Raw genomic sequence first — 26,013 nt, forward strand, 5'->3', positions numbered from 1 at the left:
TTATACTTGTTCCTGTGAAAACTGCCGGAATGCTGAACGATATACTAAATGATCGCGGTTAAATTTAGTCGGACTATCCAGACCAGCTACCGCTGCCAGATCAAAAAGATCCTGACGCAAGACAGTCAAATAGTTAGCCACACGGTATTTCTTCTCGTCGACAACCAATCCCTGCTGCAGATGCTGATCAGTCGTAGCTACCCCTACTGGGCAAGTGTTCGTATGACAGACCTGAGCCATAATGCAGCCAGTGCTGATCATAAAACCTCTCGCGATATTAATCAGATCCGCTCCAAGGCAGAGAGCGATGGCAATCTTATCAGGTGTCATCAGCTTACCAGATGCGATAATTTTTAGGTTATCGCGCAGACCATATCGCTTCAGAGCCTCATCCACAAGCGGAAGCGCCGAGAAAGCAGGCAGACCCACAGATTCCGCAAGTGCATAAAAAGAGGCACCCGTGCCGCCCTCGCTTCCATCAATTGTCACAAAATCCGGTACAATCCCAGAATCAGCCATCTTACTCACCAGGCTGTCAACTTGCTGTTCATCACCGACCACAATTTTAATCCCGATCGGCTTGCCGCTGACATCCCGCAGCTGGTCCAAAAAGAAAAGCAATTCTTCTGGGCTGGAAATGCCGGGGAATCGATTGGGACTATCAATATCCTGCCCCGGCTCAACATGCCGGATTCTCGCAATTTCTTCAGTTACTTTTTCACCATTCACATGGCCGCCTTTTGTTTTAGCACCCTGAGCAAGTTTCAGTTCGAAAGCTTTAACTTGCTCAACCTCACTTTGTTTCCGAAAGGCCTCCCAGGAAAAGTTACCAGCCTTATCACGCACGCCAAATAACCCTGGGCTGATTTGCATGATAAGATCTGTATCACCCTTTAAATGATAAGGTGAAACACTTCCTTCTCCGGTATTCATCCATGAACCGCCGGCAATGCCTAGTCCCTCAGACAAGGCGGTGATAGCATTCTCGCCCAGCGATCCATAACTCATCGCAGACTGGCCGATCAGGCCTTTTAAATAAAAAGGCTGCCTTGCCGTATGGAATCCCAGTATCACATTATCTTCATCAGCCAGATAAGACGGATTAATTTCGGTTTCTTTGCTCTTTTCCTTACGTTTAAACAGATTTTCCTGATCAATCTCATACGTTCGGGTTTTAATTGCGGGTGTCTTGCCGATTCGTAATTCATCATCTAAAGCCGGGAACATACTATTCGTTAAATAGAAACCATCATCCGCAAAATTCCGTTCAGACCCATAGCTCATAATACTGCTGTTATATTTGCCGGCCTTCACGACAAATTCAAACTGATCCCGGTTGAAGGGTTTCCCCTCCTGATCATTCAAAAACAAATATTGACGAAGCTCTGGACCGATTTTTTCCAGAATATAACGTACTCGTCCCAGAACAGGATAATTTTGCAATACAGCATGCTGTTTTTGTTGAGTGTCCCTCCTGTACAGCCTGAATAAAATCACTCCCGGAATCAGTACAATCAGTATCAGAAATACCACAAGAGCGATAATCACCCATTTGGTTACCATTAATGACGCCTCCCCCTGTTTTTTTTAGTTATCAAGCTAATTAACAGTCGTCATAAAATTCGCCGTTTTATAGCCACTCTTTATATTCTAACTGAATCGGCGGTGTCCGTAAACGCGATTCGCATGTCTTTTCTCTAAACTGTTTCATAAAACATTTGATTTTTGATATCAGTATCGTATATAATGATAAAAAATCATAAAAAAGCAATGACAAAGTAGAAGTACAGTTAGCTCACGGTTATTCAAGAGAGTTTGTGGCTGGTGAAAACAAGCACCGGGTTAATTTGGAAATGGGCTTTCGAGCTTTATTTTTAAAGTGACCATATAGTTATTGTATGGTAAACAGGGTGGCACCGCGGTTCATTCGTCCCTTTCAACTGGGATAAATGAATCTTTTTTTATTGGCCAAAAATGAAGGAGTGACAACTATGCAGACAATTTTTTCAGGTATTCAGCCAAGCGGCACATTAACTCTGGGCAATTACCTTGGAGCCATTCAGCATTTCGTCAGGCTGCAGGAAGACAGCAACTGTTATTTTTGCATTGTTGATGAGCATGCCATCACCGTTCCACAAGACCGGTTGAAACTGCGCAGCAATATCCGTTCACTAGCAGCTTTATACTTAGCATCCGGTATCGACCCGGAAAAAGCAACCCTGTTTATCCAGTCCGAAGTGCCGGCCCATACACAATTGGGATGGATGCTTGAGTCCATTAGCTATACCGGCGAACTGGAACGCATGACACAATTCAAAGATAAAGCGTCCGGACAAGAAACGGTCTCATCAGCGCTCTTGACTTATCCATCACTTATGGCGTCAGATATTTTATTATATCAAACAGACATGGTGCCTGTTGGGGAAGACCAGAAACAGCATATGGAACTGACACGCAATCTAGCGGAGCGGTTCAACCGGCAATTTAATGATATCTTCACCATTCCTGAAACCCGCATTCCAAAAGTCGGAGCACGGATTATGTCATTACAGGATCCATCTAAAAAAATGAGCAAATCGGACGAAAACGAAAAAGCGTTCATTTCCATGCTTGATGATACGAAAAAAATTGACAAAAAAATTAAAAGTGCCGTTACTGACTCTGACGGGATTGTAACGTATGATGAAACGAACAAACCTGGTATTTCCAACTTACTGACGATCTTCGCCAGCTGTTCCGGCCGAACAATTGAAGAAATAGAAACACTCTATGCCGGAAAGGGTTATGGTGAGTTCAAACAGGGCACGGCTGACGCCGTCATCAGCGTGCTGCAGCCCATCCAGGATCGTTACCGGGAACTGCTTGACTCTGATGCGCTTGATGATATTTTGGATACAGGTGCCGATAAAGCCTCCCATGCCGCCAATAAAATGCTGAAGAAGGCCAAAAAAGCCATGGGACTCGGACGCGTGAAAAAACAATAAAAAACGTGCGGTTCTGCCCTTTTCGCAGGAGCCGCACGTTTTTTTATTAACAGATCTTTAAGTTGTCCTTTGCCGTTTTGATGTTACAAGCCAGACGTTCATGATTCACTTCAGTTTTGACGTATTTTGCAGCGTCTTCTGCTCGATATCCCACATCTGTTCCAGAAAAGGCTGACCTTTAATCATCTTCTGACACAAATCCTCATGTGCTTGTCGCCAGCCATACTTAACACCATCATACAGTCTGTTCCATACCGCAGTCACATCCATATTCTGTATATAGGGATACTGCTTGGGATCCCATTCAGTCAGCCAGTACCGCAGTTCCTCCAGATTGTCAGCAGTCTTCAGCTGATCCATGGCAATCATCAGAAGCTGCTTCAGCTGGCGTTCACGCCTTGTGAGACCATGAACGAATTCTGGATTCATAGACAATATATGATATTCCTTGGTAACGGAACTTCCGTCAAAGTTAAACGATTCCGGCTGCGTTGTTTTGATCATATCATAAACAAGTTGTTCCTGCCTTGGAATGAGCCGGCTCTTCCGTACAGGAATCTGATAGCCGATTGTATCAAAAGCGATAATGTCGCGGCCATCTGTCACCACAGCTGCAAACTCAAGAGGCTGACGATCCTGATTCTTGCGCATGTAAGCCCGCTTGTAAACTTGGTTCATCATATCGTCCGGCAGACTATGCATGTCATTCTCAATATAATCGAAAAGTTCTTCTGTTATGTACAGCAAGGGTACTTGATCAAGCAGCTCAATACTGTCACTTCTGCGCCATTCATGAAAAAAACATACATTATAGCCATTCTCTTCGCCTTCAAACCAGTTCAGCCAAACATCATGTAAATATAGCATACATCACCCTCACTTTTGAATGAATCATTAAAGAAATGTATTTAAAATACATTTTAACCATCCTGTAAAATTTTATTCGATCCATTCAAAATTAAGGGTTACTGCTGTAGCGCCATAATGTCAGAGCCATCAACAAGAGACCAGCCGGGAAGAAATAGCACTCAGGCCGCCCGGCTAAAAAGATAAGATAATCTCCCCAGGTTACACCAACAGGCAAAAAATTCATATAGGCAATAATCGATACGCCGCCTGAAACAGCCAGACCAAATCCGGTGAGGAAAATAAAAATCAGCAGCATACGCTTGTCCCACCTTAGCTTGTCCAATCTATTTACTATAGTTTATGCGGCAGCAAATGATTCATGATTATAGTTTGTCGTTACGTATTATAAGTGTGCGGACAAAAAAACTGACTGCTTAAGCAGCCAGTTTCATTACTGATATTTTTGAAAGATCAAGGCAGCATTATGTCCGCCGAATCCAAGTGAGTTGCTCAAGACCGTATTAACTGACTGTTCCCGTGCCTCATTTGGCACATAATCCAGATCACAATCCGGATCCGGTGTCTCATAGTTCATGGTTGGCGGAATCACACCTTCATCAATTACTTTAGAGGAAATGACTGATTCCAGGCCTCCAGCAGCTCCCAGCAAATGGCCTGTGACACCTTTTGTTGAGGAGACAGCTAAATGCCGGGCATGCTCGCCGAACACATCTTTAATAGCCTGTGTTTCATATTTATCATTGAGTTCTGTACTTGTCCCATGTGCATTGATGTAATCAACATCTGACAGAGCGATGCCAGCATCCTGAACAGCCTGTTTCATAGCACGAGCAGCGCCTTCCCCATCTTCAGCGGGTGCTGTAATATGATAGGCATCACCAGTTGCAGCATAGCCAACGATCTCGCTGTAAATATGCGCACCACGTTCAAGGGCTGATTCCAATGTTTCCAGCACAAGAATACCAGCCCCTTCACCCATGACAAAACCATCACGATCACTATCAAACGGGCGGCTTGCTTTATTCGGCTGTTCATTTGTCGATAGTGCCTTCATGGCTGAAAACCCGGAGAATGCCAGAGCGGTTATAGGAGCTTCTGTTCCGCCAGCAACCATATAGTCAGCATCACCACGTTCAATCGCTCTGTAGGCATCACCAATCGAATTGGCACCGGATGCACACGCCGTTGTTGTGCAGGAATTAATGCCTTTTGCACCCAACTGAATCGATACTTGTCCTGCAGCCATGTCCGGTATCATCATCGGCACAAAAAAAGGACTGACCCGGCGGGGCCCTTTTTCCAAAAGTTTTGTATGCTGATCCTCAAGCGTTGCCATACCGCCAATTCCGGAGCCAACCCAAACACCAACGCGATCGGCATTCGTTTCATCAATTGTCAACTCCGCATCGTCCACTGCCATGCGGGAGGCTGCGACAGCATATTGTGTGAATAAGTCCATCTTCCTGGCATCTTTTTTCGCTATATAACCAGTCGGATCGAACGCCTTCACTTCAGCTGCTGCCACTGCAGGCAGTTCATCGAGATCAATCCGGGTGATATAGTCAATGCCGCTTGTTCCAGAACTAACATTATTCCACATTGTTGCCACATCGTTACCGTTGGGAGATATCGTTCCCAGACCTGTAACCACAACTCTTTTTTCAACCATTTTCACGCCTCCTATAGATCCCTGAGTAGTCTTAACGGCCCCAGCGCAAGGCAACAGCACCCCACGTCAGACCGCCGCCGAAACCAACGAGAACGATTAAATCATTAGTTATTATATTACCACTTTTAACGGCTTCTGATAAAGCAATAGGAATGGAAGCAGAAGAAGTGTTGCCATACCGCTTAACCGATGTTGCCATCTTATCTTCAGAAATACCCAGGCGCTCGCGGGCTGACTCCATAATACGAATATTTGCCTGATGCGGAATTAAATAATCGACATCATCTTTTTGAAAGCCAGCCTTTTCCACGACGTTAACAGATGATTCGGGCATTTGTCTGACAGCAAATTTAAACACTTCACGTCCATTCATGTGAAGGTAACCTGAATCTTCACCCTGATAAAGATTTTTTGCGCCGGAACCATCGGATCCCAGTTCAAATGAGAGAATCCCTTTCCCTTCTGAAACTGGACCAACCACGGCCGCCCCGGCACCGTCACCAAAAAGAACGCACGTACTCCGGTCCGTCCAGTCTGTAATTTTAGAAAGCTTCTCTGTCCCGACTACTAAAATGTTTTCGTAATCATTTGATTCAATGAACTGTTTAGCTGTTATGACACCATACATAAAGCCGGAGCATGCGGCTGCAAGATCCATAGCTGCAACATTTCCTGCTCCAAGCCTCTCCTGCAGCATGCAGGCTACTGAGGGAAAAGGTGTATCGGGGGTCACTGTTGCAACGAGGATCATATCAAGATCTTCAGCGTTTACATTGGCTTCTTCCAAAGCGTTCTGCGCAGCATAGAAAGCCATATCAGATGTGTCCGTCTCATCGTCTGCAATACGCCGCTCCTCAATCCCAGTTCGTGACCGGATCCATTCATCGCTTGTATCAACGATTTTTTCCATGTCGCTATTTGTATAAACATGTTCCGGTACAAAATGTCCCGTCCCTAACAAGCCAACGCCCATAATTCCCATCTCCTTATTATGAATCGTTAATAGCGATTTTTACAAGTATTCATCGCTTCAAAAACTATAAAAGCAAATAAATTTAAAAGCAATCATTATGACTTGGTCTTAATTTTAAGGTATGCTAAATTAATATGCAAGAATTTGCTAATCCATTCCCTGCTCATTTTCCCGTTCATTCGGCAATATGCCTGTATCCTTATAGGCATCCACCTCTTCCTGCAGTTTTTTCTGAAATGACTCAGGCACATCCGGGCTGAATTGACCAAGCGAAATGACATCGTCTTGGAAATCATACGTCAGCACACCCCCGCGCAAATCACCTTCATTAACATTTTCAGCTGCTCGTTTATATAACGTTTCGATATCCTGAACAGTACTTGTCAGCACATTTTGTTCTGCGATTTCTGATTGATCAGCTATATAACCAATGGTATAAATGCCATCATTGCGCGAACGTTTAATGACTTTCTGACTGTAAGCATTCCCAGCAGGGTAGATAACATCTGTATGATCATTTCTCAGTTCATCGTACATTTGCATTGCCCTATCCTTGTTATTCCAGTCATTCACATAGTTTAAATGGACCTTAACTTCTGGATCCTGATACTTCACACCTGCATAAAATCCTTCTATTTCCGCTTGCCAATCAAAAACACCAATCACGCCAACTTGATTCGTATGACTCATTTTGCCTGCAAGCATTCCAGCAAAAAAACCCATGGCATGTGAGTTGAAGTTCAGGCTGGTCACGCGTTCAGCAAATTTTTCACCATTAAAATAAACAAAATGGATCCCTGGATATGTTTCGGATAAATCCTCAAAATATTTGCCATAACTGCTGCTGTTACCGAATATAAGATTGACACCTTTGTCCGCAAATTCATCAACGGCCTGACGGACTTCGTCTTTCGTTTTTATCTCTTCTTTATAGAACACATCGGTATTATAGGTGTCTTCAATCGCCTGCAGTCCGTCGTAACCTTTTTGATTCCATGGCTGATTATCGATAGACGTTTCCACCAGCATCCCGGCATTTTGCAAGTGACCTGAATCAATAAAGAGACTGCAGCCGGCTAAAAGCAGCACGAAACCAGTCATCAAAATCATCAAAAACTGTTTCACGTTGACGCCCCATTTCTAAACCATCATTAGCTTGTACAGAGATGGCAACACTAATTGTTCTGATAGCATTAATAAAATGACTGATACCGCTGATAGTGGCGTTTAACCTTCTCAGCATTTTCAAGTACAGGTCTATTGTTCCGTACATAGACATAATTTTCAAGTTGTCCACCTTCCAGGTGCGGACCATCAGCAGATCGAACCTCCATAACCGCCGGCAGCTGTGAGGCTTCGATCCACTGCCCCAGGCATTGAACCAGGTCATCAATATAAACTGCTCCCCGTAAATACGCATCTAAATCAAATGGCATGTTCTCTTGCCGGCTGTCAGATTCACTGTTGTTGACAATTGGCATCCACTCACCGAATATGAACGGTAATTTGACGGTGACTGACCGACCGCCCCCTAATCTTAATCTGTGATCTTGTATACGAATAATAACATTATAGTGCTGTTCTGATAACTCAGACATTGTCTGGTAGTGCCGAAACGCATTATGACGTCCAACAAATAACGATAGATGCTCTTTCTTTTCCGTTTCCAAATCATCAACACCATCGATGGAATACCCTTTTTCCAGCAAATGACGTGTAATATGAAAACCTATCCAGTGAAAGCAATTTTCAACTAACAGCATTAACCGGAACACCTCCTTGCTAAAACAGTTACTTAAAATCACCAAAACGGTCCGTTATACCCATACTGCACTGACTGTTTTATAGCCGCGGATTAAATTAAGTCCTTCCATTTTCCGAATCGGTTTGCTAAACTGTAAACAGAGAGTCTACTTAAAAATGAGGTGTCGAGACATGCGTTTTATATGGCCACTAATCTGGACATTTGTGATCAGTTGTGCTGTTTCATATGTATTATCCAGCATGGCAGGTAATGCATTTCAAATTGGAGGTACCCTGGTGATGACCATTGCGATATCAGTCGCTGTCTATGTACTGGGTGAAGGTATGCTGAAAGACGAGAGTCAGTAATACAGACTTTTAAGAGAAGCCCTTGCCCCCTATTGTTTTGGGGACAAGGGCTTTTTGTATGAAACGCTATGTCTCGATCGTTTCATGAATCGTCTAATTTTAGTACCACGGAAGTGCGGTTAAGGATATCAAAGCAGCCAGTGGAAGGACTGCCCGATTGAATCGTCTCCGACGTCCGTAATGTCCGTAACCAGGGCCGTAGCCATACCCATAACCAGAACCATAGCCTGAGCCGTAACCATAGCCATAACCGGATCCATAGCCGTATCCAGGATTACCATAGCCAAAACCACCTATATCTTCCTCACGCTGGTGGCAATTATGGTACTGATGGCCTCCAGGATATGACATCTGTCCATAAGGTGTTTGCCCCGAATATGGCATTTGTCCATAAGGCATTTGGCCTGAATATGGCATTTGCCCATATGGCATCTGTCCATAAGGCGCCTGCCCTGAATATGGCACCTGTTCACCACAGCTGATTGGAACAGCCATATAGACACACTCACCATCCAGCCCTGTAATAATCCCATCAACTTGTGTACCGTCATTCATCTCAGCAAGAACATAGGAATGCATATGCTGTTTACACATGTCATACGTATGTTGATAATGATTCGTCATTTCCATGTTTATCAGCCTCCTTGCTCACCAACCTATTCACTTACCCATGGGTTGGTGACTATATGGCATTAAAAATTGAGGTGGTCATCAAATGGAAACAATTGAAGCGTTTTGGTTATTAGTAAAGTATATTGTACTCGGTTTGCTGCAAGGTTTCACTGAGCCCATTCCTATTTCATCCAGCGGCCATCTCGTTATTGTCAGGGAACTCTTCGGTATCGAAATTCAAGGATTATCATTTGAGATTATGGTCAATTTTGGTTCCCTGCTAGCGATACTGGTCATTTACCGGACAGCTATTTATCATCTAATCACAAACAGCATCCGTTTCATTATGACGCGGGAAAGCCGTTCACGAGATGATTTTCACTTTGTGTCCTGTTTAGTCATTGCAACCATTCCGACTGGAATCATTGGTCTCTTATTTGAAGATTATATTGAAAGCCGCTTGAGTGGTGCTGCCATTGTCGGTATAACGCTTTTGATAACCGGAGCAGCCTTATGGGTCATTCGTAATTTGCGCGGGCATAAACATGACGGCAGCATTACAATGCGCGATGCCATTATAGTTGGACTGGCCCAGTCAGTCGCGCTTGTACCAGGCATCAGCCGCTCAGGCGCCACAATTGTGGCCGCGATGCTTACCGGCATGAAAACAGAGACAGCTTTAAGATTCTCTTTCCTGCTGTATATACCTGTCAGTCTTGGGATAACGCTGCTGTCTGCCAGTGATCTTTTGAACAGCAGCAGTCATATTGATGTTGGGATGATACCACCCATTATGGCACTGGCGGCGTCTATTACAGCTACTTACTATTCCTTGAGATGGTTCATGAATATTATGGCAAAAGGGAATCTGAAATACTTTGCCTCGTATTGCTTTATCGTTGGCATACTGGTCATTCTATTTTTATAACACGCGCTGAATAGAACTCCACATGCTTAATCAAGACTGGGAAAAGACGGTGTTTGCCGACTTATGATACAATACTGTGACGCTATTTTTACAGTATAGGCAGGAAAAGGAGTGAGCATTATGAACACCCGTACCATTAAGGAATTGCTTCAGAGTGTTCCCCTGTTCAAAGATTTGACCGATGACGAACTCACGCCCATTATAAATCTCGCCCGTTACCAGAAGTACCAGCGTGGCTCATACGTTTTCCTGCAGGGCGATTCTTTAACAGATGTCTATTTTATCTATCAGGGCAAAGTTAAAATCTATAAAACCGACGTTCACGGCCGAGAGCAGATTGTCAACATCCTCCAGGGTGGCAACATGTTTCCGCATCAGGGTTTCTTTCGTCAGGATGAATACCCAGCCAACGCCGAGATATCAGAAGACGCGGTATTAATCTATATCCCGATTCAGCCGTTTGAAAATGTTCTGCTGAATCATCCCGAAATTTGCGTCAAACTGCTGCGGGTGCTTGGCAACATTATCGTTGATTTACAGGAGCGTTTGGAAGAAAAATTGCTGCATAATACTTATGAACAAATTATTATGCTGTTGCTGCGCCTGTCACGGAGCTACGGGCAAGCAACAGATAATGGAGGCGTCAGATTCACGACCCTGTTTACCAATCGTGAACTGGCCAGCATGATCGGTTCCAGCCGGGAGACGATTAACCGGACATTAACACAGCTGAAGAACCAAAAATTAGTGACAACCAGTGAATCGGGAGCGCTTGTTCTTGATACCGATGCAATGAAAGAAAAGTTATTCTAGGTGAATCCATCCCCCCTGAATAAACTGCAGCGGCACTTTCTGACTGTCTGTTCCCAATAAACAGCATAAAAAAGGCCGATCCATATTATGAATCAGCCTTCAGAAGAGCTATACTTTTCACTATCTCTAGTTGTCTTATCAATCCGGAATTCCAAGTGCGATTTTGGCATAGCGTGACATTTTTTCTTTGCCCCATGGCGGATCCCAGACGATATTCACTTCAGCTTGTTCGACCTCTGGGATATCGGCAAGCACACGCTGAACATCCTGCTCAATAATGCCTTGGAGCGGGCACCCCATTGTTGTCAGCGTCATCGTAATCGTACAGACACCCTGATCATCCAGAGAAGTGCCATATACCAGACCAAGATTAACAATGTCAACACCAAGCTCTGGGTCGATAACATTCTCAAGAGCACCCATCACATTTTCTTCGAGATCTGCCTCCACAGCTATCCCTCCTTCAATGTTACTATCCTTATTTAAACATATGACACATACATGATTAAATGATTCATGCAGCGCGGTGCACACCATAGGACTGCTGATTTATCAGAAACAGTGTCCTGATAAAATAGCTATAAGTGCTGTTTGAACCAGCGTACTGTTTCCAGTATAGCATAACGGCTGACTTTATGACCACGATTTGCTTCACTGAGAAAACGGATATTCTCGGGATGGCTGTAATAAGACTGAGCATTCTCATAAAATGCATAAGAATGGTTGAATGGCACTACCTCATCATGTTCACCATGCCAGAAGAGTACCGGCCGATCAGCCAGCTTATCGATCTGATTTGACAAATCATATGCCTCCAGCTGTGCGTACAAATCATTGGTCATGTCATCTGTGATGGCAGTTTCGTCCACTTTCTGATAGCCGTCAACAAGCGTTTTGGCATATGTCAGCAATTTTGGCGTTCCCATCAAAATGCCGGCTGTTTTAATCCAGGGATACTGTGTCAATGCTGCCGCGGATGTAATACCGCCCATACTTGTCCCAGCAATGCCGAAACGATTATCAAGCACAAGGTTTTGCTCGTCCAGCTCATTTTTAATTGCCTGCAGCTCTGCAACATTCTGCATAACAATATCCCAGAACGCGAGCTGGATTTTCATGCTGGATATACCTTGGTCCCGTTCACCATGATGCATGCTGTCAGGGAGAATAATCCGGAAGCCTTCTTCAGCCAGCAGATAAGCTAAGGGCAAATTATGTTCTTTAGCACTGGTGAATCCGTGAAAGAAAGTCACTGTAGGCAATGCTTCATATTCTTTTGCGTGATCGACAATGACTAAACTGGGCACATTGGCAATGGTCTCTTGTGTTACTCCTATCATGCTTAAAGTTCCTTCCTGTAATATAAGTGTATCCTAATCATAATATGGGTTTTTTGCAAATTGCAAACGAATGCTTTACATAATGTTTTAACCTCTATAAACTAAGAAGCATACGGGGTGGTGAGAAAAATATGAAAACGAAACAGCACTTAATCGCACTTGACTTGGACGGAACACTTTTAACGGCTGATAAAAAAATCAGTCAGACTAATCTGAACATAATCAGAAAAGCTATTAATAATGGACACATTGTTGTGATTGCTACAGGACGGCCGCACCGTTCCAGCATTGATTATTATCAAACACTGAAGCTGGATACACCGATGGTTAATTTTAATGGTGCCTTAATCCATCATCCTGCAGATGCCAAATGGCATACACTGCATAATCCTATGCCTGTCAGGAGCGCTCAGCATATCATCGAAGCATGTTATAATCTGGGCGTCAGAAATATTGTAGCCGAGGTCATGGACAGTGTCTATATAGATCAATACGATGAACAAATGATGGAGCTTTTCCAGAACTCAGATCAAAATACCTTGTTTACGATTGGCAGCTTGAAAAACAAACTGCAGACGGATCCGACCTCTTTGCTGATTCATCCTCATGCTGATAACGCTGACCAGCTGCGCAGTCATCTTGATCATTACCATGCCGAGCTCATCGAACACCGTAAATGGGGTCTGCCATGGAATATTATCGAGATTGTCAAAAAAGGTTTGAATAAAGCAATCGGGCTGCAAAAAGTCGCTTATTATTATCATATCCCAAAAGAGCGTATAATTGCATTCGGAGATGAGGATAATGATCTGGAAATGATTGATTACGCTGGCGTTGGGGTAGCGATGGGCAATGCCATTGATGAGCTTAAAACAGTGTCCAAATACATAACGGATACAAACGAAATGGACGGCATTGGCCATTTCCTGAATGACTATTTAAACCTCCATTATCATGACGTTAAAACCGACAACCTCTAGAAATTTCCTTTCATACCTGAATTAAAACGGTACAAACTAGGATTGAACGCGAAAAGGCGTTCACTTCGTTTCATCCTGTTTCACGTTGAACAGCACGTGAACAAAACCGTCATTTAACAGGAGGGGCTTACAATGGCACAGGAGCAAAATAACAGTATGATGCAGCGTGCTAAAAACGCCGTTGACCAATTCATGAACGATCCGGCTGACGCAAATCAAGAGGAGCAGCAGACAGCGCACAACGCGATTGAAGACGCTAAAAACAGTGCTTCTCCTGAAGAACAGCAACAGCTGGAGGAACTGAAACAGCAATTACAGCAGAGCAACCAATCAAAATAACTTCCAGCAACAGCATTCAGGCTAAAAATTAACAACTTGTATGTTAACGATCCACCATTCATTATCATGATGAAGCGCGGGATTCTAACAGACAAATGCACACGCCCTTATTCATACCACTGAATAAGGGCGTTTTCCTTTTGTCATTTTTTCTGTTATGATTGGGCTGATTATGAAAAGTGATGGAGGGACAACAAATGGGTGTTATAGCTGAGGCTACACCAAATCCAAATGCACTGAAATTCACAACAGACAGTCTGATTTTTGAAGGTGACAGCAGCATTTCTGTCATGCCTGGCAACACAAGTGAACACGCCATTCTAAATGATTTGATGGAAGTTAATGGTGTCGATAATGTATTTGGCTACCAGAACTTCATCACTGTCAATAAAGCATTTGACGTAGAATGGGACGAACTGAAACCCAAAGTCATTGATGTCATTGAAAAATATGGCTACTGATACATAAAAAGACAGCAACCGTCAATTGCTGTCTTTTTATGTATAGCTACTAATACAACTGTTCAATCCCGTCTAAAGAAACCAAATATACCCGTTGTCTGGACAATGTTGGTAAAGGCGTTCGGGTCGACCTCACCGATGATACGTTCCAGATCATAAAGTTCATAACGAGTCACAACGAGATACATCATGTTTTTATCTTCTCGTGTATAGGCACCCTGGGCTGGCAAGATCGTGATACCGCGCACCATTGTATTATGAATGGCTTGCTGGAGTTCATCGGCCTTATGGGTAATAATCATAGCTGTTACTTTCTCATGACGGGTATGGATGGCATCAATAACGCGGGTTGTCACATACACTGTCAGCAGGGTATACAAAGCATTCTCAGCTTCATAAAGAATGCCGGCCATAAGTGTGATTACGCTGTTAAGCAATAAGAAATAATTTCCGATCGGCTTGTCCTTAAGCCGGGACATTACCATTGCAACAATATCCATACCACCAGTGGATGCACCATGTTTTAATGTCAGTCCAACACCCGCACCTGCAAGTATACCGCCAAAAACGGCATTTAAAATAATATCGTCCGAAAACTGGATAACTGGCAGCACCTCAAGGAAAAACGATGTTACAAACACTGATGCAACACTGTATATAGTGAAGCCTCTCCCGACTTTAATCCAGCCTAATATAGCCACGGGAATGTTTAAGATAAATAAAATAATACCAGTCGATAATCCGATGTCTAAAAAGTCGTTGAAAACACTTGCGATCAGTTGTGCTGCACCCGTGAAACCGCTCGCATAGACGTTAGCGGAAATTAGGAAAAAATTCAGTGACAATGCATTCAGGATAGCACCCACTATCACAATGATCATTCGTTTGGCTTCAACTAAGAACAAAAGTCTCACTCCCCCTGACAAGAACAGTGCCTTATCATGAATTTTGACTATTCTTTGACTATTTGCCGCAATCGTTTTAAACTAAAAGTCAACGTTAAACCCAGTTAAAGGAGGTGAACATATGACAGTTAAAATCCTCGCTGATTCAGCATGTGATTTATCTGAAGACTATTATAACCGATATAATATTGAGATGATACCATTAACGGTTCATCTTGACGATCAGGAGTACCAGGATGGGGTCGAAATTAAACCAACGACAGTCTATCATGCTATGCGGGAAGGCAAAACACCTAAAACATCCCAAGTGTCGCCACATTTATTCAGGCAGATTTTCACATCTTACGCAGAGGCCGATCAGCCATTTATTTACCCTGCATTCTCATCTGAATTATCTGGTACATATCAGACCGCCAAAATGGTTGAACAGGAAATCAAGGAAACATATCCAAACGCTAAAATGCAGGTAATTGATACAAAATGTGCCTCAATTGGATGCGGGCTGGTCGTCCTGCGCGCCGCCCAGCTTGCTCAAAATGGATCAGACTTTGATCGTATCATTGAAGCAGTAACCTATCATGCCGAGCACATGGAACATATTTTCACCGTCGATGATCTGGAATACTTATATCGCGGCGGCCGCGTCAGCAAGACAGCAGCTTTTGTGGGTTCATTTCTGAAAATTAAACCCATCTTGCATGTTGAAGACGGCCTATTGGTTCCACTAGAAAAGCAACGCGGGTCAAAAAAGCTTTTTAATCGGATGCTCACGATTATGGAAGAACGCGGAACTGATTTTTCCAGTCAAACAGTCGGTATCAGTCATGCAGATGATCTGGAAACAGCCAGGGAAATAGCCGCCTCTATCCGGGAAAAATTCAATCCGGCCGACATTCTGATCGATATGGTCGGAGCAACAATCGGAGCGCATGCGGGTCCTGGCACCATTGCTATTTTCTTTTTGAATGATCATTATAACTAAACGCAAAAAGGATATCCGTTCGGGTATCCTTTTTAAATGAATTAAGCCATATCCCCTCCAGCTGCCTTTTTCCTTCAGTGCAGCAGACTCCTGTGACTATTATCGGCGCCAGCCTTCTGTCATGAACTGGCTATCGCTGACATAGTGTTTAATAAAGCCCCTTTGGAGGAGGATTAAGGTGAGTATTTTTGAATTGATTACCATTTTCGAGACCGAGCGAAACCGCCCACCGGAATCTATTAATGATCTGTTGGATTTTTATCAGCAAAAATACATCACTGGCGTCATTGACATCAGCCATTACCGGAAAGTTTATTACTATTTGCATCGTCAAGGTGCTATTTCTGCTCATGAATATACCTGAACACTTAAATTAACCCTCAGCGGGAAAGCTGTACATTAGTCAGCAGCTTCCCGCTTTTTTTCTTTTCGTTTTAAGTAAATGAGCCCTGCTATAAAAATGAACAAGATACCTACAATCGGAGCAATAAACCACCAATTCAAGCCCGTATTAGTCTCAACAGAATAAATTTCCGCCGTTTCACGCGGCAGCACAATTTCAAAGTCACCGTCGTCATTTGCCCTGACAAGGTTATCACCTAGCAGACCGTTTAATTGCTTGCCTTGATTAATGCTGCTGACTGGTATCATTTGTGATTCCTTATCATTATTAATCGCAATATAAAGGGACTCACCTTCAAACGATCGTTTAAACAAGCTCATAGCCCCGTTTGAGTCAACCATTTCATAGTCGCCATGACGCAGTGCAGGAAACTCCGACCTTAGTGAAGCAATGCGGTTATTAAATTTCTCCAGATCCTCATCAGCGCTATTCCATTCAACCAAATTCTGATTTTCCGGAAAACCTTCACCAAGCATTGGAATTTCTGATCCCTGATAAACCATAGGGGTGCCTGGAAGTGTATACAAATACGTTAACGCCAATTTCCAAGCCGTCAGCACGTTTCGTTTACTGTTCACTACTTTTTCGCTAAATCGTTCACTGGACGGCGTATCCAAATAATTCAGGCCTTTTTGGCGGCCATTGTTCTGCCATGTTTCGTAGATGGATGTAACCGGTTTTCCGGCAGCTGCGAATACGTCCGACATCACTGGCATCAATGCCGGATTATCAGTCATTTGAATAGCTGTATTCTTTGTCAGTTCCCCGTCACCGGATGTTTTATCCAATCGGTCGCCGAGCAAATAAATATTTGGATAGTTTTCCTGCAGATGAGCGGTTAAGTCGCCTAAAAAATTTTGATTAGCTTTGTCTGCTGCATGAAATTGATAGCCGTCGATATCAGTCTCATCCATCCAATAATCTGCCACATCGGTTAAAAATTGCCGGACATGCGAATTGGTCTGATCCAGTGTAACGGTATGATCCTGCCACTGGAAGGATGTGTCACCTTGGCTTTCGCTGTACCAATCATGTTTCGCCGGATCGTCAGTCATGGGATGCGTATCAGCAGCATAATTTGTGACAAACTCAAGCACAATCTTCATATCACGGTCATGCGCCTCTTTAACTAGTTCCTGCAAATCTGCCATTGTCCCGAATTGTTCATCGACTTTATAAAAATCTTCTATCCAATAACCGTGATAGCCCTTAGGCGCATTAGCCATAACAGGCGATAAAACAAGGGTCGTATAACCGTATTTCTTCAATTGATCAAGTTTAGCAATAATCCCTTGCAAATCGCCGCCATGATATGTATATGGATCACTAAGTTCAGCCTGGCCTTTCAGCGACGAATCGCCGTTATTAAACCGATCAACCACGATATCATACATAATCTCGTCCTTCACATCTTCTTTGTCTGCTGCAGCTGAAACAGGGTGAATCAAACCTGAAATAAAAACGACAGCAAGCAGCATGCCAAGTAATTGTTTCATATTTTGTCCCCGCCTTTTTCATGGTCAGTATGAAAAAGACTTCCCATATAACGGGAAGCCGCTTGCGTCTTTATGGCAAAAATCCGAAAGGCAATCTGCCAAAACCTAAAATCAGTGTGAGAAGGACAGCAATAATAAGCTGAATCCACCAGCCTTTCAACGGCTCCTCTCGTCCTGATTTCAGACTGATCATTTCCATAGCGAGAATTGCCCAGATACCTGCCAGTCCTTTAAATATTGCCTCACCCATCATCGCGTTGCCAAAATAGGCGAAAAGCAATTGACCGCCGGAAAACAGAATCAGCAAATAATCCAGACGCAAGATCATTTGCACAATGGTCGCACCTTTGGTCTTGCCGCTTTTATTCAAAATCAGAACAACGGCAAACAAAATAAAAGCCAGAACCCATGAGGTTATATGCAAATGTGTATTCATGTCATCGTTCCCCCTTTTTTCCAAATATGTTTATGTATCAATGGATTGCTGTCATAAATCAAATCTATCATAACATGTCCTGGGACTAAATTCATTAAAAATTAGCTGATTGAACAAAATACGGATTTGCAGGGACTGGGACATAACGAAAGCGACTAACTCGAGCTTCGAACAATGGCTCGGTTCAGCGACGTCTATTTCCGGAGCGGTTCAGTCATGCAAGTGGTTCGCACTTTTGTCCCAGCCCCTTGCAACCTACAGAAAGATCTCTGTCTTACGGATCTCCAGTCGCCTCTTCATATTAAAGAAATAAAGGTAGGCAGCTGTTACAGGCTGTTGCCAAATGTCCTCGAGTGCTCGGCGATACAGCGTCATCTGAGTTTCATAGCGCTCTGCCAATGTTTGCTCCAGCTCTTCTGTTACAGCCTCATCGATAGCATCAGTTTTATAGTCAATAATCACCCAGCCGTCTTCTGTCGGAACGGCGCAATCAATAACACCCTGGACCAGCACATGCTCACCAGTATCGCCTGTCCAGTCGGCATAAATTTCTTCTGCCGGCAAGGCTAAGCTGAATGGTACTTCACGGTAAATATACGCGGCGTTCATGATCATATGTCCGATATCCGTCTGATAAAAGGCAGCAACAGCTTCCAAATCAATTGCATCTGCTTCCTGTCGCGTCAGTATTTCACGAGCAGCCAGCGACTCTACAAATTCAGCAATCTCGTTTGGGCTCAGCGGACTCCGCAGCGGAATGTGCTGCATAACCGTGTGCATGGCTGTGCCGCGCTCAGCTGCTGTGATTGTCTGCTGTTCTTGCATGAAAGCCGGCCGTTTAACAATCGGAGGCTGAAATGGGCGGACAATCTGATCACCGCTGTATTCATCTGCTGTCTCCCGCTGCCGCTTAATTTCTGTTACGGTCTGTTTAGCACGAGAACGAGCAGCCTGGTCATACGGATAAGTATAAGATAACCGGTTATGAACTGCCTGCTGGTAAGCATTATCTTCAAGATCAAGTTTTTCCCAATTTACGATTTTTTCTTTCAGATCGCCAGCAGTCTCATTGCTATCAGCAGCCGTCTCTGTATAGGTGCTGGCATGCACAACAGACACATACCAGTCAGATGGATCCATCCTAATGGCCTCCAGCACCTGTTCAGAGACACCAGTCGTACGCAAAACGCCGTTTGTTTGGTGCCTGATCAGAGCAGGGCCAATCCAGTCAAGATAGGTCTTGGACGCCAGACGGTCATGTGCTGGCAGCAGCCAGTCCGGCTGATCTGCGATTTCTTCCCAGCTTTCCTGGCTTTTCGCAAACGATTTAACGTTACCCACCATCAGCAATTTTTCTTTTGCTCTGGTTAAGGCCACATATAAAATCCGCATTTCCTCTGCCAGCAGCTCACGCCGTTTTTTCTGTCTTATAGCATGATGAAACAAAGTTGGGTAAGTAATCCGTTTAACCGGGTCAATATATTTACTGGCAAACCCGAGATCTTTATGCAATAAATAAGGCGCATTCAAGTCCCGCATATTGAATTCTTTGTTCATCGCACCCAGTATAACAGCCGGAAATTCCAGTCCCTTACTGCGGTGGATCGTCATAATCCGGACAACATCCTCCTGCTCGCTCAAGGCTCTCGCAGCACCAAGATCATCCCCGCGCTCTTCCATCCGCTCGATAAAACGCAAGAACCGGAATAATCCACGAAAGGACGTTGTTTCATACCCCCGTGCGCGATCATACAATGCTCTCAAGTTTGCCTGACGCTGCCGGCCACCGGGCATGCCGCCCACAAAATCATAATAGCCGGTTTCACGGTAAATCTGCCAAATCAACTCTGATAAAGCCCCTTGACGTGACATACGGCGATACCGCTCGAGATGATCTAAAAAGTCGGCCACTTGGGAAACGGCATCTCCCGTATTTTGCTGCCGGTACGCTTTCAGAGCATCGTAATAGGTCCCGCGACGATCAGCCAGCCTGATTTGGGCTAAAACATCCTCATCCAAGCCGACAATCGGCGATTTCAGGACAGACGCCAGCGGAATATCCTGTCTTGGATTGTCAATCACTTTGAGCAAATTCAGCATGATCTGGACTTCCATGGCTTCGAAATAACCAGACGAGAGTTCGGCATATACGGGGATCCCCTGTTTTTGCAGCTCATCCATAATCGTCGGTGCCCACGTCATGGAACGAAGCAGAATCACGATATCCCGATACTGCATTTCGCGCTGTGCATCCGTCGTTTTATCATGAATTTGCAGCGGAGATCCGTTTGTCTGGCCAATCCAGTCTTTTATCCTATCAGCATAGGCACGCGCCTCAAGCTGAGCATTTGTCAGATCCTGATACTCTTCGTCATCATCCGCATTTGAATCGTTATCCGCCGGCGCTTCCCGGTCAATGATGACAAGTTCCGGCTCCGGGTCCCGAAGCGGCAGCTCATCATACATCGCGTTAGCATAGACCAGTTCTGCCTCGGCATCATAATTGATCTCACCCACATTCTCGTCCAAAAGCTGCCGGAAAATATAATTCGTTCCTGAGAGAATCAGTTCCCGGCTCCGGAAATTGCTCGCAAGGTCAATGCGTTTGGCTGACAGGGATTCACTCGCAAATCGTTTATATTTATCAATGAATAGAGCAGGTTCAGCATGCCGAAAACGGTAAATACTTTGCTTAACGTCACCGACCATAAATCGATTGCCGGCCCCTTCCTGATCGCTGATTAATGATAGAATCGTTTCCTGAACCAGATTCGTATCCTGGTATTCATCGATCAGCAGTTCTGTAAACTGCGCCTTCAGATTAAGAGCAATATTAGACGGCTTCACCGCTTGCTCGTCAGCGCTGTCCTCTCTTAACAACTGCAGACAATAATGTTCAAGGTCCGGAAAGTCAACAAGCGCCTGTTCACGCTTACGCTTTGTGTACTTTACTTCAAACGCCTTCACCAGCGTCGTCAGCTGTCTAATAACCGGTGCTAATTCCTGCATGTCAGCAGCATGGCCCTCCAGATTGCGGCTGAACCAGTTTTCTTTCATCTTATTCCAGCGTTCTTTATAGCTGTCGCGCAGGTTTTTAGCCCGTGCTTTTTTATCTTCATCACAATCGACTTTTTTTCCAGACAGTTTCTGAAACGAACTGGCCGTCATAAACGGCTGCAGATCCTGCCACGAATCAGCCAGAGCTTCTGCTTCCTGCAGCTGCAGCAATTCTGACTCAATCGTATCCGCATAATGGTAAGGACCGTCTTTTTCGCGTGTCAGATCCATCGCCTTATTCATTTCTTCCCGTATAGCAGCAAATTCATTACGCACTTCCTGTTTCATAATCGGAAGCCAGTTTAAATCTTTTTCCTGCCAGTCATCTGGAATCTCATAAACATCAGCAAGGGAATCAAGCCATAGATCCGGGTCGGGATTCTGCATGGCAAACGTATACAGCTGAAGCACCAGATTTTCTACATCGGTATCACTCCGGTCACCGGAAAAACGATCAACCACGTCAAAGAAAGTCTGTTGTTCGCTGCCTTCTTTTCCGTACCACTCCTCAAACAAGTCATCGATAACGTCCTGCTTAATCAAATCGGTTTCCATGTCGTCAGCAATCCGGAAAGCAGGATCCATATCAAGCAAATAAGCGTATCGCCTGACGATATCGAGACAAAATGAATGCAATGTCGAAATAGGAGCACGCTGCAGCAATGAGAGCTGTTTTTTTAAATGATTAGAGGCGGGATTCTCAGCCAGCTTATTCTCGAGTGCCGAACCAACCCGATTGCGCATTTCCTGGGCTGCTGCATTGGTGAATGTCACCACAAGCAGCGAATCAATATCTACCGGATCGTCAGCACGAACGATTTTTTGAATGATCCGCTCCACCAGGACGGCTGTTTTCCCCGATCCGGCAGCAGCAGCCACCAGGACATCCCGGCCATCTGTATAAATGGCTTGTTCTTGTTCCGTAGTCCATTTGACCATGATTACTCCTGCTCCTCCCTTTTAGTGTGAAACGTCAATCGAACTGATAAGGCATGATCATGTGTCCGCGAAAGTCGACTGACGGAGATTAGCTAAAATATCTTCATCTTTCATATCTGTCAGTTTACGGTAGTTGTTATCTTCAAGCGTGGGATCAAATTGGCAGACTGAGCGGAACGGACAATACGTGCATGCTGTCTGCTGTTTATACTGGAACGGATTCAAATGAACACCGCCTGATGTGATATCAAGCCCTGCCTGCCGCATTAAATGATGGACATGATCCTGCAGACTGTGAAACGTTTCCAGACTAGCAACACTGGAATTACTGAAAAACTCTCCGTTCTTTTTCACACCAGCTGGAATCACCTCGCTGCGGCCAGAATTAAGTGACGTATCCATCGATTTGACAATCGCCTCATCCGACAGCATGAGTCCTTTCATCTTATATTGCTTGAGTAGTTCCTTCTCAAGTAAGTCATCCGGCATATTCATACTGGCTGAAATCATAGGATTGTGCACATGAAAATACAGCACACCAGCCGGGGTTGCTTCAGCTCCAAGCCATTGTTCTGACTGAGACAGAATAACATCCAGGTATGCGAGCATCTGCAAGGCCAAGCCGTAATACACTTCGACAAGATCCAGACCTTTTTCACTCGATTTATAATCAATAATCCGTAAAAACAAACCATCGCCATCTTCAGCCTTATCAACGCGGTCAATACGGCCGCGCAGCTTCAGCTCAAAACCATTGGACAAATCAAGTGAAACCGGCTGAAGCGTCTCGTCATCCCCGAATCCAAGTTCCAGTCCCACCGGAACAAAGTCACTCTGCCTGGCCTGCTCACTTAACACATAAGTCGCGCGCGTAATAACATCCTGCAATTTTTGCTGAATATATTGATAGCGATTGGAACTGTGTAAGATCTGATGCTGCAGAACCGGGGCAAGCGTTTCTACAGCCTGGCTGGCATAACCGGCACTGTCCTGACGTGTCAATTTGGAAAAGTCTTTACCCTCTGCTTGAATCCATTCGGTAATTTTTTTCAGCGCTTCATGGAACAGCTGACCAATATCAGGCGCATCAAGCTTATATATCTGTCGCTCCTGCAGCTGCAGACTGTATTTGGCAAAATGCTGATACGAACAACGGTAGTAGGATTCCAGCCGTGATACACTCGCTTTCACCTGTTTGGGATAGAGCTGGCTGATTGTCTGCTGATTTAAATTAGCCGGCTGGTTCTCATAATACAGGCTTTGTAAGACGGTATAGGTTGTGCTGTATTTAGGATGGTTCTGAATATACCAGTTTAAGACGTGCCACCAGACTTGTTTAACGGGATAGCCTCGCCGTCCGCGAGCAAGCTGGGCCGTTAAAGCTGCCCGTGTCTTCACCGGTGTCGTTATGAAACGCTCAGCATCCATAAGCTCATCCGGATCCTGCAGCAGAAGATGATCACAGCAAGCCGGGAACAGATCCTCCAGACGTTTAATCAGCTGTGAAGGCATCTTAGCCTTGCCTTCCGCATCACTCAGCGGGTAACTGACCCATAAATAATCACGTGCTGATGTAAAAGCTACGTACATATAAAACCAGTCATCCAACAGCTGGCGTTTGCTGTTTTCCGCAAGCTCCAGTCCATGTTCTGATAACAGATCCCGCTCCTGTTCATTAATCATACCCTCTTCTGCTGGTTTCATCGGCCATGTACCATCGTTCACACCGAGCAGCAACGAGCATTTTGTACCGCTGATACGGGACCTGTCGACCGTGCCAGCAATGACATGATCAATGCTCGGCGGGACGTGTGCAAAAGTAAGTGTCTCAAAGCCGGCATCAATAGCGGCGTGAAAAGATTGCTCTGTCATTGTTTCATTTCCGGCCATTTCGACCATTTCGTCCAGCAGCTGAATCACCGCATTCCAGACTTGTTCCTGTTCACGTGCTTTTTCCAATTGTCCTTCCGCATCATATGTTTCCCGCATGTCTTCTAATTTCCCGGGTGCATCAAGCTGTTCCAGGAGCCGGTAGATGACTTCACAGCGTTCACGGACAGTAGCAGCCTGGCGAAAATCCTGGTCAAATGTCCCTAATGCTGCGGCGACCTGTTTGCGAAAAGCATTAATTCGGCGTTCAGTCTCTTTTTCCGCATCCGTCTGCGCTAATTGCTCAAATCCGCGAAAACGCTGGAAGGCCCACTCATTATCACCAAGCCACTGTGTACGTGAGCGAATGCCATACTCAAGCACATAATTTTCCAGTTCATCAATCGCATCAGCATCCAGCGGGTAACGTTTATCAGTTGCTGGAATAAACCCAGTTTTCAGCACACGAAAAACAGCATCATAGCGCCAATTGCTTTCAACAGTATCCATAGCGGACCGAATCAATTCGATCAGCGGATGATTCAGCATACTGCGTTTTTCATCTATAAAAACGGGAATACCATAATCATGAAAAATCGTCGAAATTAAATCCTGATACACCTCAGGCTGACGAATGAAAACCGCTATATCACGGAAACGATACTTGTCTTCCCGCACAAGCTGAAGGATTTCCTGGGCAGCACCTTCCACTTCAGCACGCGGATGAACAGCCTCAGCAATCTGAATGGGCACCTCTCCTTCATAAGCTGGAGCAGGCCGGTCATCGAAATACTGCTCCAAATGAGCGAAATACGGCCGTTCGGACAACCGGCCATTTTCCGGTTTCATGATAACAGGATCATCAATTGGAACACCGTCTTCGGCAGCAACCGCTCGCAGTTTATGGTAGGTATCCTTCGTCTGATAAAATAAATCAAGCTCTGAAGGATTTGTCGCGCCCGGTTCATCCATAGTCAAGGCAACCGTCACCGAGCGGCATGTCTGCATCAATTTTTCCACAACCTGCATTTCCTGCGGGGAAAAACGGTGAAAACCATCCAAATAAATAATCGCATTCTCCAGTAACGATGCATCCTCCATATTATCAGCCAATAACTTTAGCTGGTCTTCGCTGTCAATATAATGCTCATGCAAAGCCTTGATTAAATGATCATAAATATAGGCCAGATCATCTAACTTTCCTGACAGCGCTGCCTCGCCTGGATTCTTATGGAAGAATTGATCCATCTCGTCAATTTGCCCACGCAGCGTGCCCGGCGTGATCCGGTAACGTTTAAATTCCGTCATCATCTTCTCAAGCTGTTCCAGAAACCCCTGCTTTTCCAAGGCTTTCTGAAAAACATGCCAGTCGCTTTCCTTTTCCGCAATGATTTTACGGAGCATCATTTGCGTGCCGACTGAACTAATAAATTGTCTCGTCGCTCCACCGGTTTCCTGAAGAACGCGCCATGCCAGTCTGGAAAAACTCATAACCTGAGCACGGATACTGCCTTTCACGGTTTCATCCTGAAATAAAGCATATTCCTGCTGGAACGTCATTTGTTCCGGGACGATGTAAAAAATCGGCGGACCCTGTGGCTGTTCGGTCAGCTGCCGCCGAATATCAGTTAAAATTTTCTCACGTTTGCCTGTACCAGCCCGTCCCAGTAAAAATTGAATTCCCATCATATCCCCCCTGCCTTTAAATATACGAATGAAACATTCATAACCTCTATTGAACAATATCAAAGCAACCATTCTGCCGATACTCTCATACGAAACATTAAACTAAAACCTTTTTCTCATTTTAACAGAGAAAAAGGCTTAAGACACATCTAAGACAGG

24 protein-coding genes and 1 other annotated feature are annotated in these 26,013 nt (G+C 44.6%); of the genes, 9 read left to right on the forward strand and 15 right to left on the reverse strand.

The genetic code is table 11. The features are described from left to right. Positions 1-1,563, reverse strand: a complete 1,563-nt coding sequence (locus ACFQU8_RS03190; RefSeq protein WP_382357723.1) for an FMN-binding glutamate synthase family protein — start codon at positions 1,561-1,563, stop codon at positions 1-3. A gap of 198 nt (positions 1,564-1,761) precedes the next feature. Continuing rightward, positions 1,762-1,938 (forward strand) — a binding site (T-box leader). A 53-nt stretch (positions 1,939-1,991) separates the two neighbouring features. On the opposite strand from ACFQU8_RS03190, the gene trpS reads away from it, so the two are divergent. After that, on the forward strand, positions 1,992-2,984 hold the full coding sequence (trpS, locus tag ACFQU8_RS03195; RefSeq protein WP_382357724.1) for a tryptophan--tRNA ligase: 993 nt from the start codon (positions 1,992-1,994) through the stop codon (positions 2,982-2,984). A 105-nt stretch (positions 2,985-3,089) separates the two neighbouring features. Here trpS and ACFQU8_RS03200 read toward each other — a convergent pair whose 3' ends face one another. From ACFQU8_RS03200 to ACFQU8_RS03225, 6 genes are all read right to left on the reverse strand, one after another. After that, the gene (locus tag ACFQU8_RS03200; RefSeq protein WP_382357725.1) at positions 3,090-3,851 is read right to left on the reverse strand and encodes a YjbA family protein; all 762 of its coding nucleotides are present in this window, start codon (positions 3,849-3,851) and stop codon (positions 3,090-3,092) included. Positions 3,852-3,942: 91 nt separating this feature from the next. Beyond that, positions 3,943-4,149 carry a hypothetical protein gene (locus tag ACFQU8_RS03205; protein WP_382357726.1) on the reverse strand — a complete coding sequence of 69 codons (207 nt, stop codon included), beginning with the start codon at positions 4,147-4,149 and terminating at the stop codon, positions 3,943-3,945. 135 nt (positions 4,150-4,284) lie between these two features. Further along, positions 4,285-5,523: a beta-ketoacyl-ACP synthase II gene (fabF, locus tag ACFQU8_RS03210; protein ID WP_382357727.1), complete on the reverse strand. Its 1,239-nt coding sequence runs from the start codon at positions 5,521-5,523 to the stop codon at positions 4,285-4,287. A 31-nt stretch (positions 5,524-5,554) separates the two neighbouring features. Beyond that, positions 5,555-6,496, reverse strand: coding sequence for a beta-ketoacyl-ACP synthase III (locus tag ACFQU8_RS03215; protein ID WP_382357728.1), 942 nt, complete (start codon positions 6,494-6,496; stop codon positions 5,555-5,557). A gap of 147 nt (positions 6,497-6,643) precedes the next feature. Then, positions 6,644-7,621, reverse strand: coding sequence for a BMP family ABC transporter substrate-binding protein (locus ACFQU8_RS03220; protein ID WP_382357729.1), 978 nt, complete (start codon positions 7,619-7,621; stop codon positions 6,644-6,646). 68 nt (positions 7,622-7,689) lie between these two features. Then, positions 7,690-8,259, reverse strand: coding sequence for a hypothetical protein (locus tag ACFQU8_RS03225; protein ID WP_382357730.1), 570 nt, complete (start codon positions 8,257-8,259; stop codon positions 7,690-7,692). Positions 8,260-8,431: 172 nt separating this feature from the next. Here ACFQU8_RS03225 and ACFQU8_RS03230 point away from each other — a divergent pair, with 172 nt between their 5' ends. Next, positions 8,432-8,608: a DUF2929 family protein gene (locus ACFQU8_RS03230; RefSeq protein WP_382357731.1), complete on the forward strand. Its 177-nt coding sequence runs from the start codon at positions 8,432-8,434 to the stop codon at positions 8,606-8,608. Positions 8,609-8,707: 99 nt separating this feature from the next. On the opposite strand, the gene ACFQU8_RS03235 is transcribed toward ACFQU8_RS03230, so the two are convergent. Next, a complete protein-coding gene (locus ACFQU8_RS03235; protein WP_382357732.1) occupies positions 8,708-9,238 on the reverse strand; it encodes a hypothetical protein in 531 nt (176 codons plus the stop codon). 85 nt (positions 9,239-9,323) lie between these two features. On the opposite strand from ACFQU8_RS03235, the gene ACFQU8_RS03240 reads away from it, so the two are divergent. Together ACFQU8_RS03240 and ACFQU8_RS03245 are read left to right on the forward strand one after the other, a co-directional pair. Next, positions 9,324-10,148: an undecaprenyl-diphosphate phosphatase gene (locus tag ACFQU8_RS03240; RefSeq protein ID WP_382357733.1), complete on the forward strand. Its 825-nt coding sequence runs from the start codon at positions 9,324-9,326 to the stop codon at positions 10,146-10,148. Between the two features lie 120 nt (positions 10,149-10,268). Next, positions 10,269-10,961 (forward strand): Crp/Fnr family transcriptional regulator, encoded by a 693-nt coding sequence (locus tag ACFQU8_RS03245; RefSeq protein ID WP_382357734.1) that lies wholly within the window; start codon positions 10,269-10,271, stop codon positions 10,959-10,961. Between the two features lie 138 nt (positions 10,962-11,099). Here ACFQU8_RS03245 and ACFQU8_RS03250 read toward each other — a convergent pair whose 3' ends face one another. Next, the gene (locus ACFQU8_RS03250; protein WP_382357735.1) at positions 11,100-11,411 is read right to left on the reverse strand and encodes a metal-sulfur cluster assembly factor; all 312 of its coding nucleotides are present in this window, start codon (positions 11,409-11,411) and stop codon (positions 11,100-11,102) included. Between the two features lie 128 nt (positions 11,412-11,539). Continuing rightward, positions 11,540-12,301, reverse strand: a complete 762-nt coding sequence (yjfP, locus tag ACFQU8_RS03255; RefSeq protein WP_382357736.1) for an esterase — start codon at positions 12,299-12,301, stop codon at positions 11,540-11,542. Between the two features lie 131 nt (positions 12,302-12,432). Here yjfP and ACFQU8_RS03260 point away from each other — a divergent pair, with 131 nt between their 5' ends. From ACFQU8_RS03260 to ACFQU8_RS03270, 3 genes are all read left to right on the forward strand, one after another. Beyond that, positions 12,433-13,281 carry a Cof-type HAD-IIB family hydrolase gene (locus ACFQU8_RS03260; protein WP_382357737.1) on the forward strand — a complete coding sequence of 283 codons (849 nt, stop codon included), beginning with the start codon at positions 12,433-12,435 and terminating at the stop codon, positions 13,279-13,281. Positions 13,282-13,413: 132 nt separating this feature from the next. Then, on the forward strand, positions 13,414-13,620 hold the full coding sequence (locus ACFQU8_RS03265) for a DUF3813 family protein (RefSeq protein WP_382357738.1): 207 nt from the start codon (positions 13,414-13,416) through the stop codon (positions 13,618-13,620). A 197-nt stretch (positions 13,621-13,817) separates the two neighbouring features. Further along, on the forward strand, positions 13,818-14,081 hold the full coding sequence (locus ACFQU8_RS03270; protein WP_382357739.1) for a NifU N-terminal domain-containing protein: 264 nt from the start codon (positions 13,818-13,820) through the stop codon (positions 14,079-14,081). Positions 14,082-14,143: 62 nt separating this feature from the next. Here ACFQU8_RS03270 and ACFQU8_RS03275 read toward each other — a convergent pair whose 3' ends face one another. Beyond that, positions 14,144-14,986 (reverse strand): YitT family protein, encoded by an 843-nt coding sequence (locus ACFQU8_RS03275; RefSeq protein ID WP_382357740.1) that lies wholly within the window; start codon positions 14,984-14,986, stop codon positions 14,144-14,146. 121 nt (positions 14,987-15,107) lie between these two features. Here ACFQU8_RS03275 and ACFQU8_RS03280 point away from each other — a divergent pair, with 121 nt between their 5' ends. Continuing rightward, positions 15,108-15,968 (forward strand): DegV family protein, encoded by an 861-nt coding sequence (locus ACFQU8_RS03280; RefSeq protein WP_382357741.1) that lies wholly within the window; start codon positions 15,108-15,110, stop codon positions 15,966-15,968. A 178-nt stretch (positions 15,969-16,146) separates the two neighbouring features. Continuing rightward, positions 16,147-16,332 carry a YppF family protein gene (gene yppF, locus ACFQU8_RS03285; protein ID WP_382357742.1) on the forward strand — a complete coding sequence of 62 codons (186 nt, stop codon included), beginning with the start codon at positions 16,147-16,149 and terminating at the stop codon, positions 16,330-16,332. Positions 16,333-16,367: 35 nt separating this feature from the next. Here the strand turns inward: yppF and ACFQU8_RS03290 are convergent, their stop codons facing one another. The 4 genes from ACFQU8_RS03290 to addB all read right to left on the reverse strand — a co-directional run bounded on the left by ACFQU8_RS03290 (position 16,368) and on the right by addB (position 25,854). Then, entirely contained in the window at positions 16,368-17,867 is a 1,500-nt protein-coding gene (locus tag ACFQU8_RS03290) for an alpha-amylase family glycosyl hydrolase (protein WP_382357743.1), read from the reverse strand. Positions 17,868-17,937: 70 nt separating this feature from the next. Continuing rightward, positions 17,938-18,303: a YisL family protein gene (locus tag ACFQU8_RS03295; protein WP_382357744.1), complete on the reverse strand. Its 366-nt coding sequence runs from the start codon at positions 18,301-18,303 to the stop codon at positions 17,938-17,940. A 255-nt stretch (positions 18,304-18,558) separates the two neighbouring features. After that, positions 18,559-22,299, reverse strand: coding sequence for a helicase-exonuclease AddAB subunit AddA (addA, locus tag ACFQU8_RS03300; RefSeq protein ID WP_382357745.1), 3,741 nt, complete (start codon positions 22,297-22,299; stop codon positions 18,559-18,561). 57 nt (positions 22,300-22,356) lie between these two features. Next, positions 22,357-25,854, reverse strand: a complete 3,498-nt coding sequence (gene addB, locus ACFQU8_RS03305; protein ID WP_382357746.1) for a helicase-exonuclease AddAB subunit AddB — start codon at positions 25,852-25,854, stop codon at positions 22,357-22,359. Positions 25,855-26,013: the final 159 nt, after the last annotated feature.

It is taken from the genome of Lentibacillus kimchii (assembly GCF_042666895.1).
Classification (GTDB): domain Bacteria; phylum Bacillota; class Bacilli; order Bacillales; family Amphibacillaceae; genus Lentibacillus; species Lentibacillus kimchii.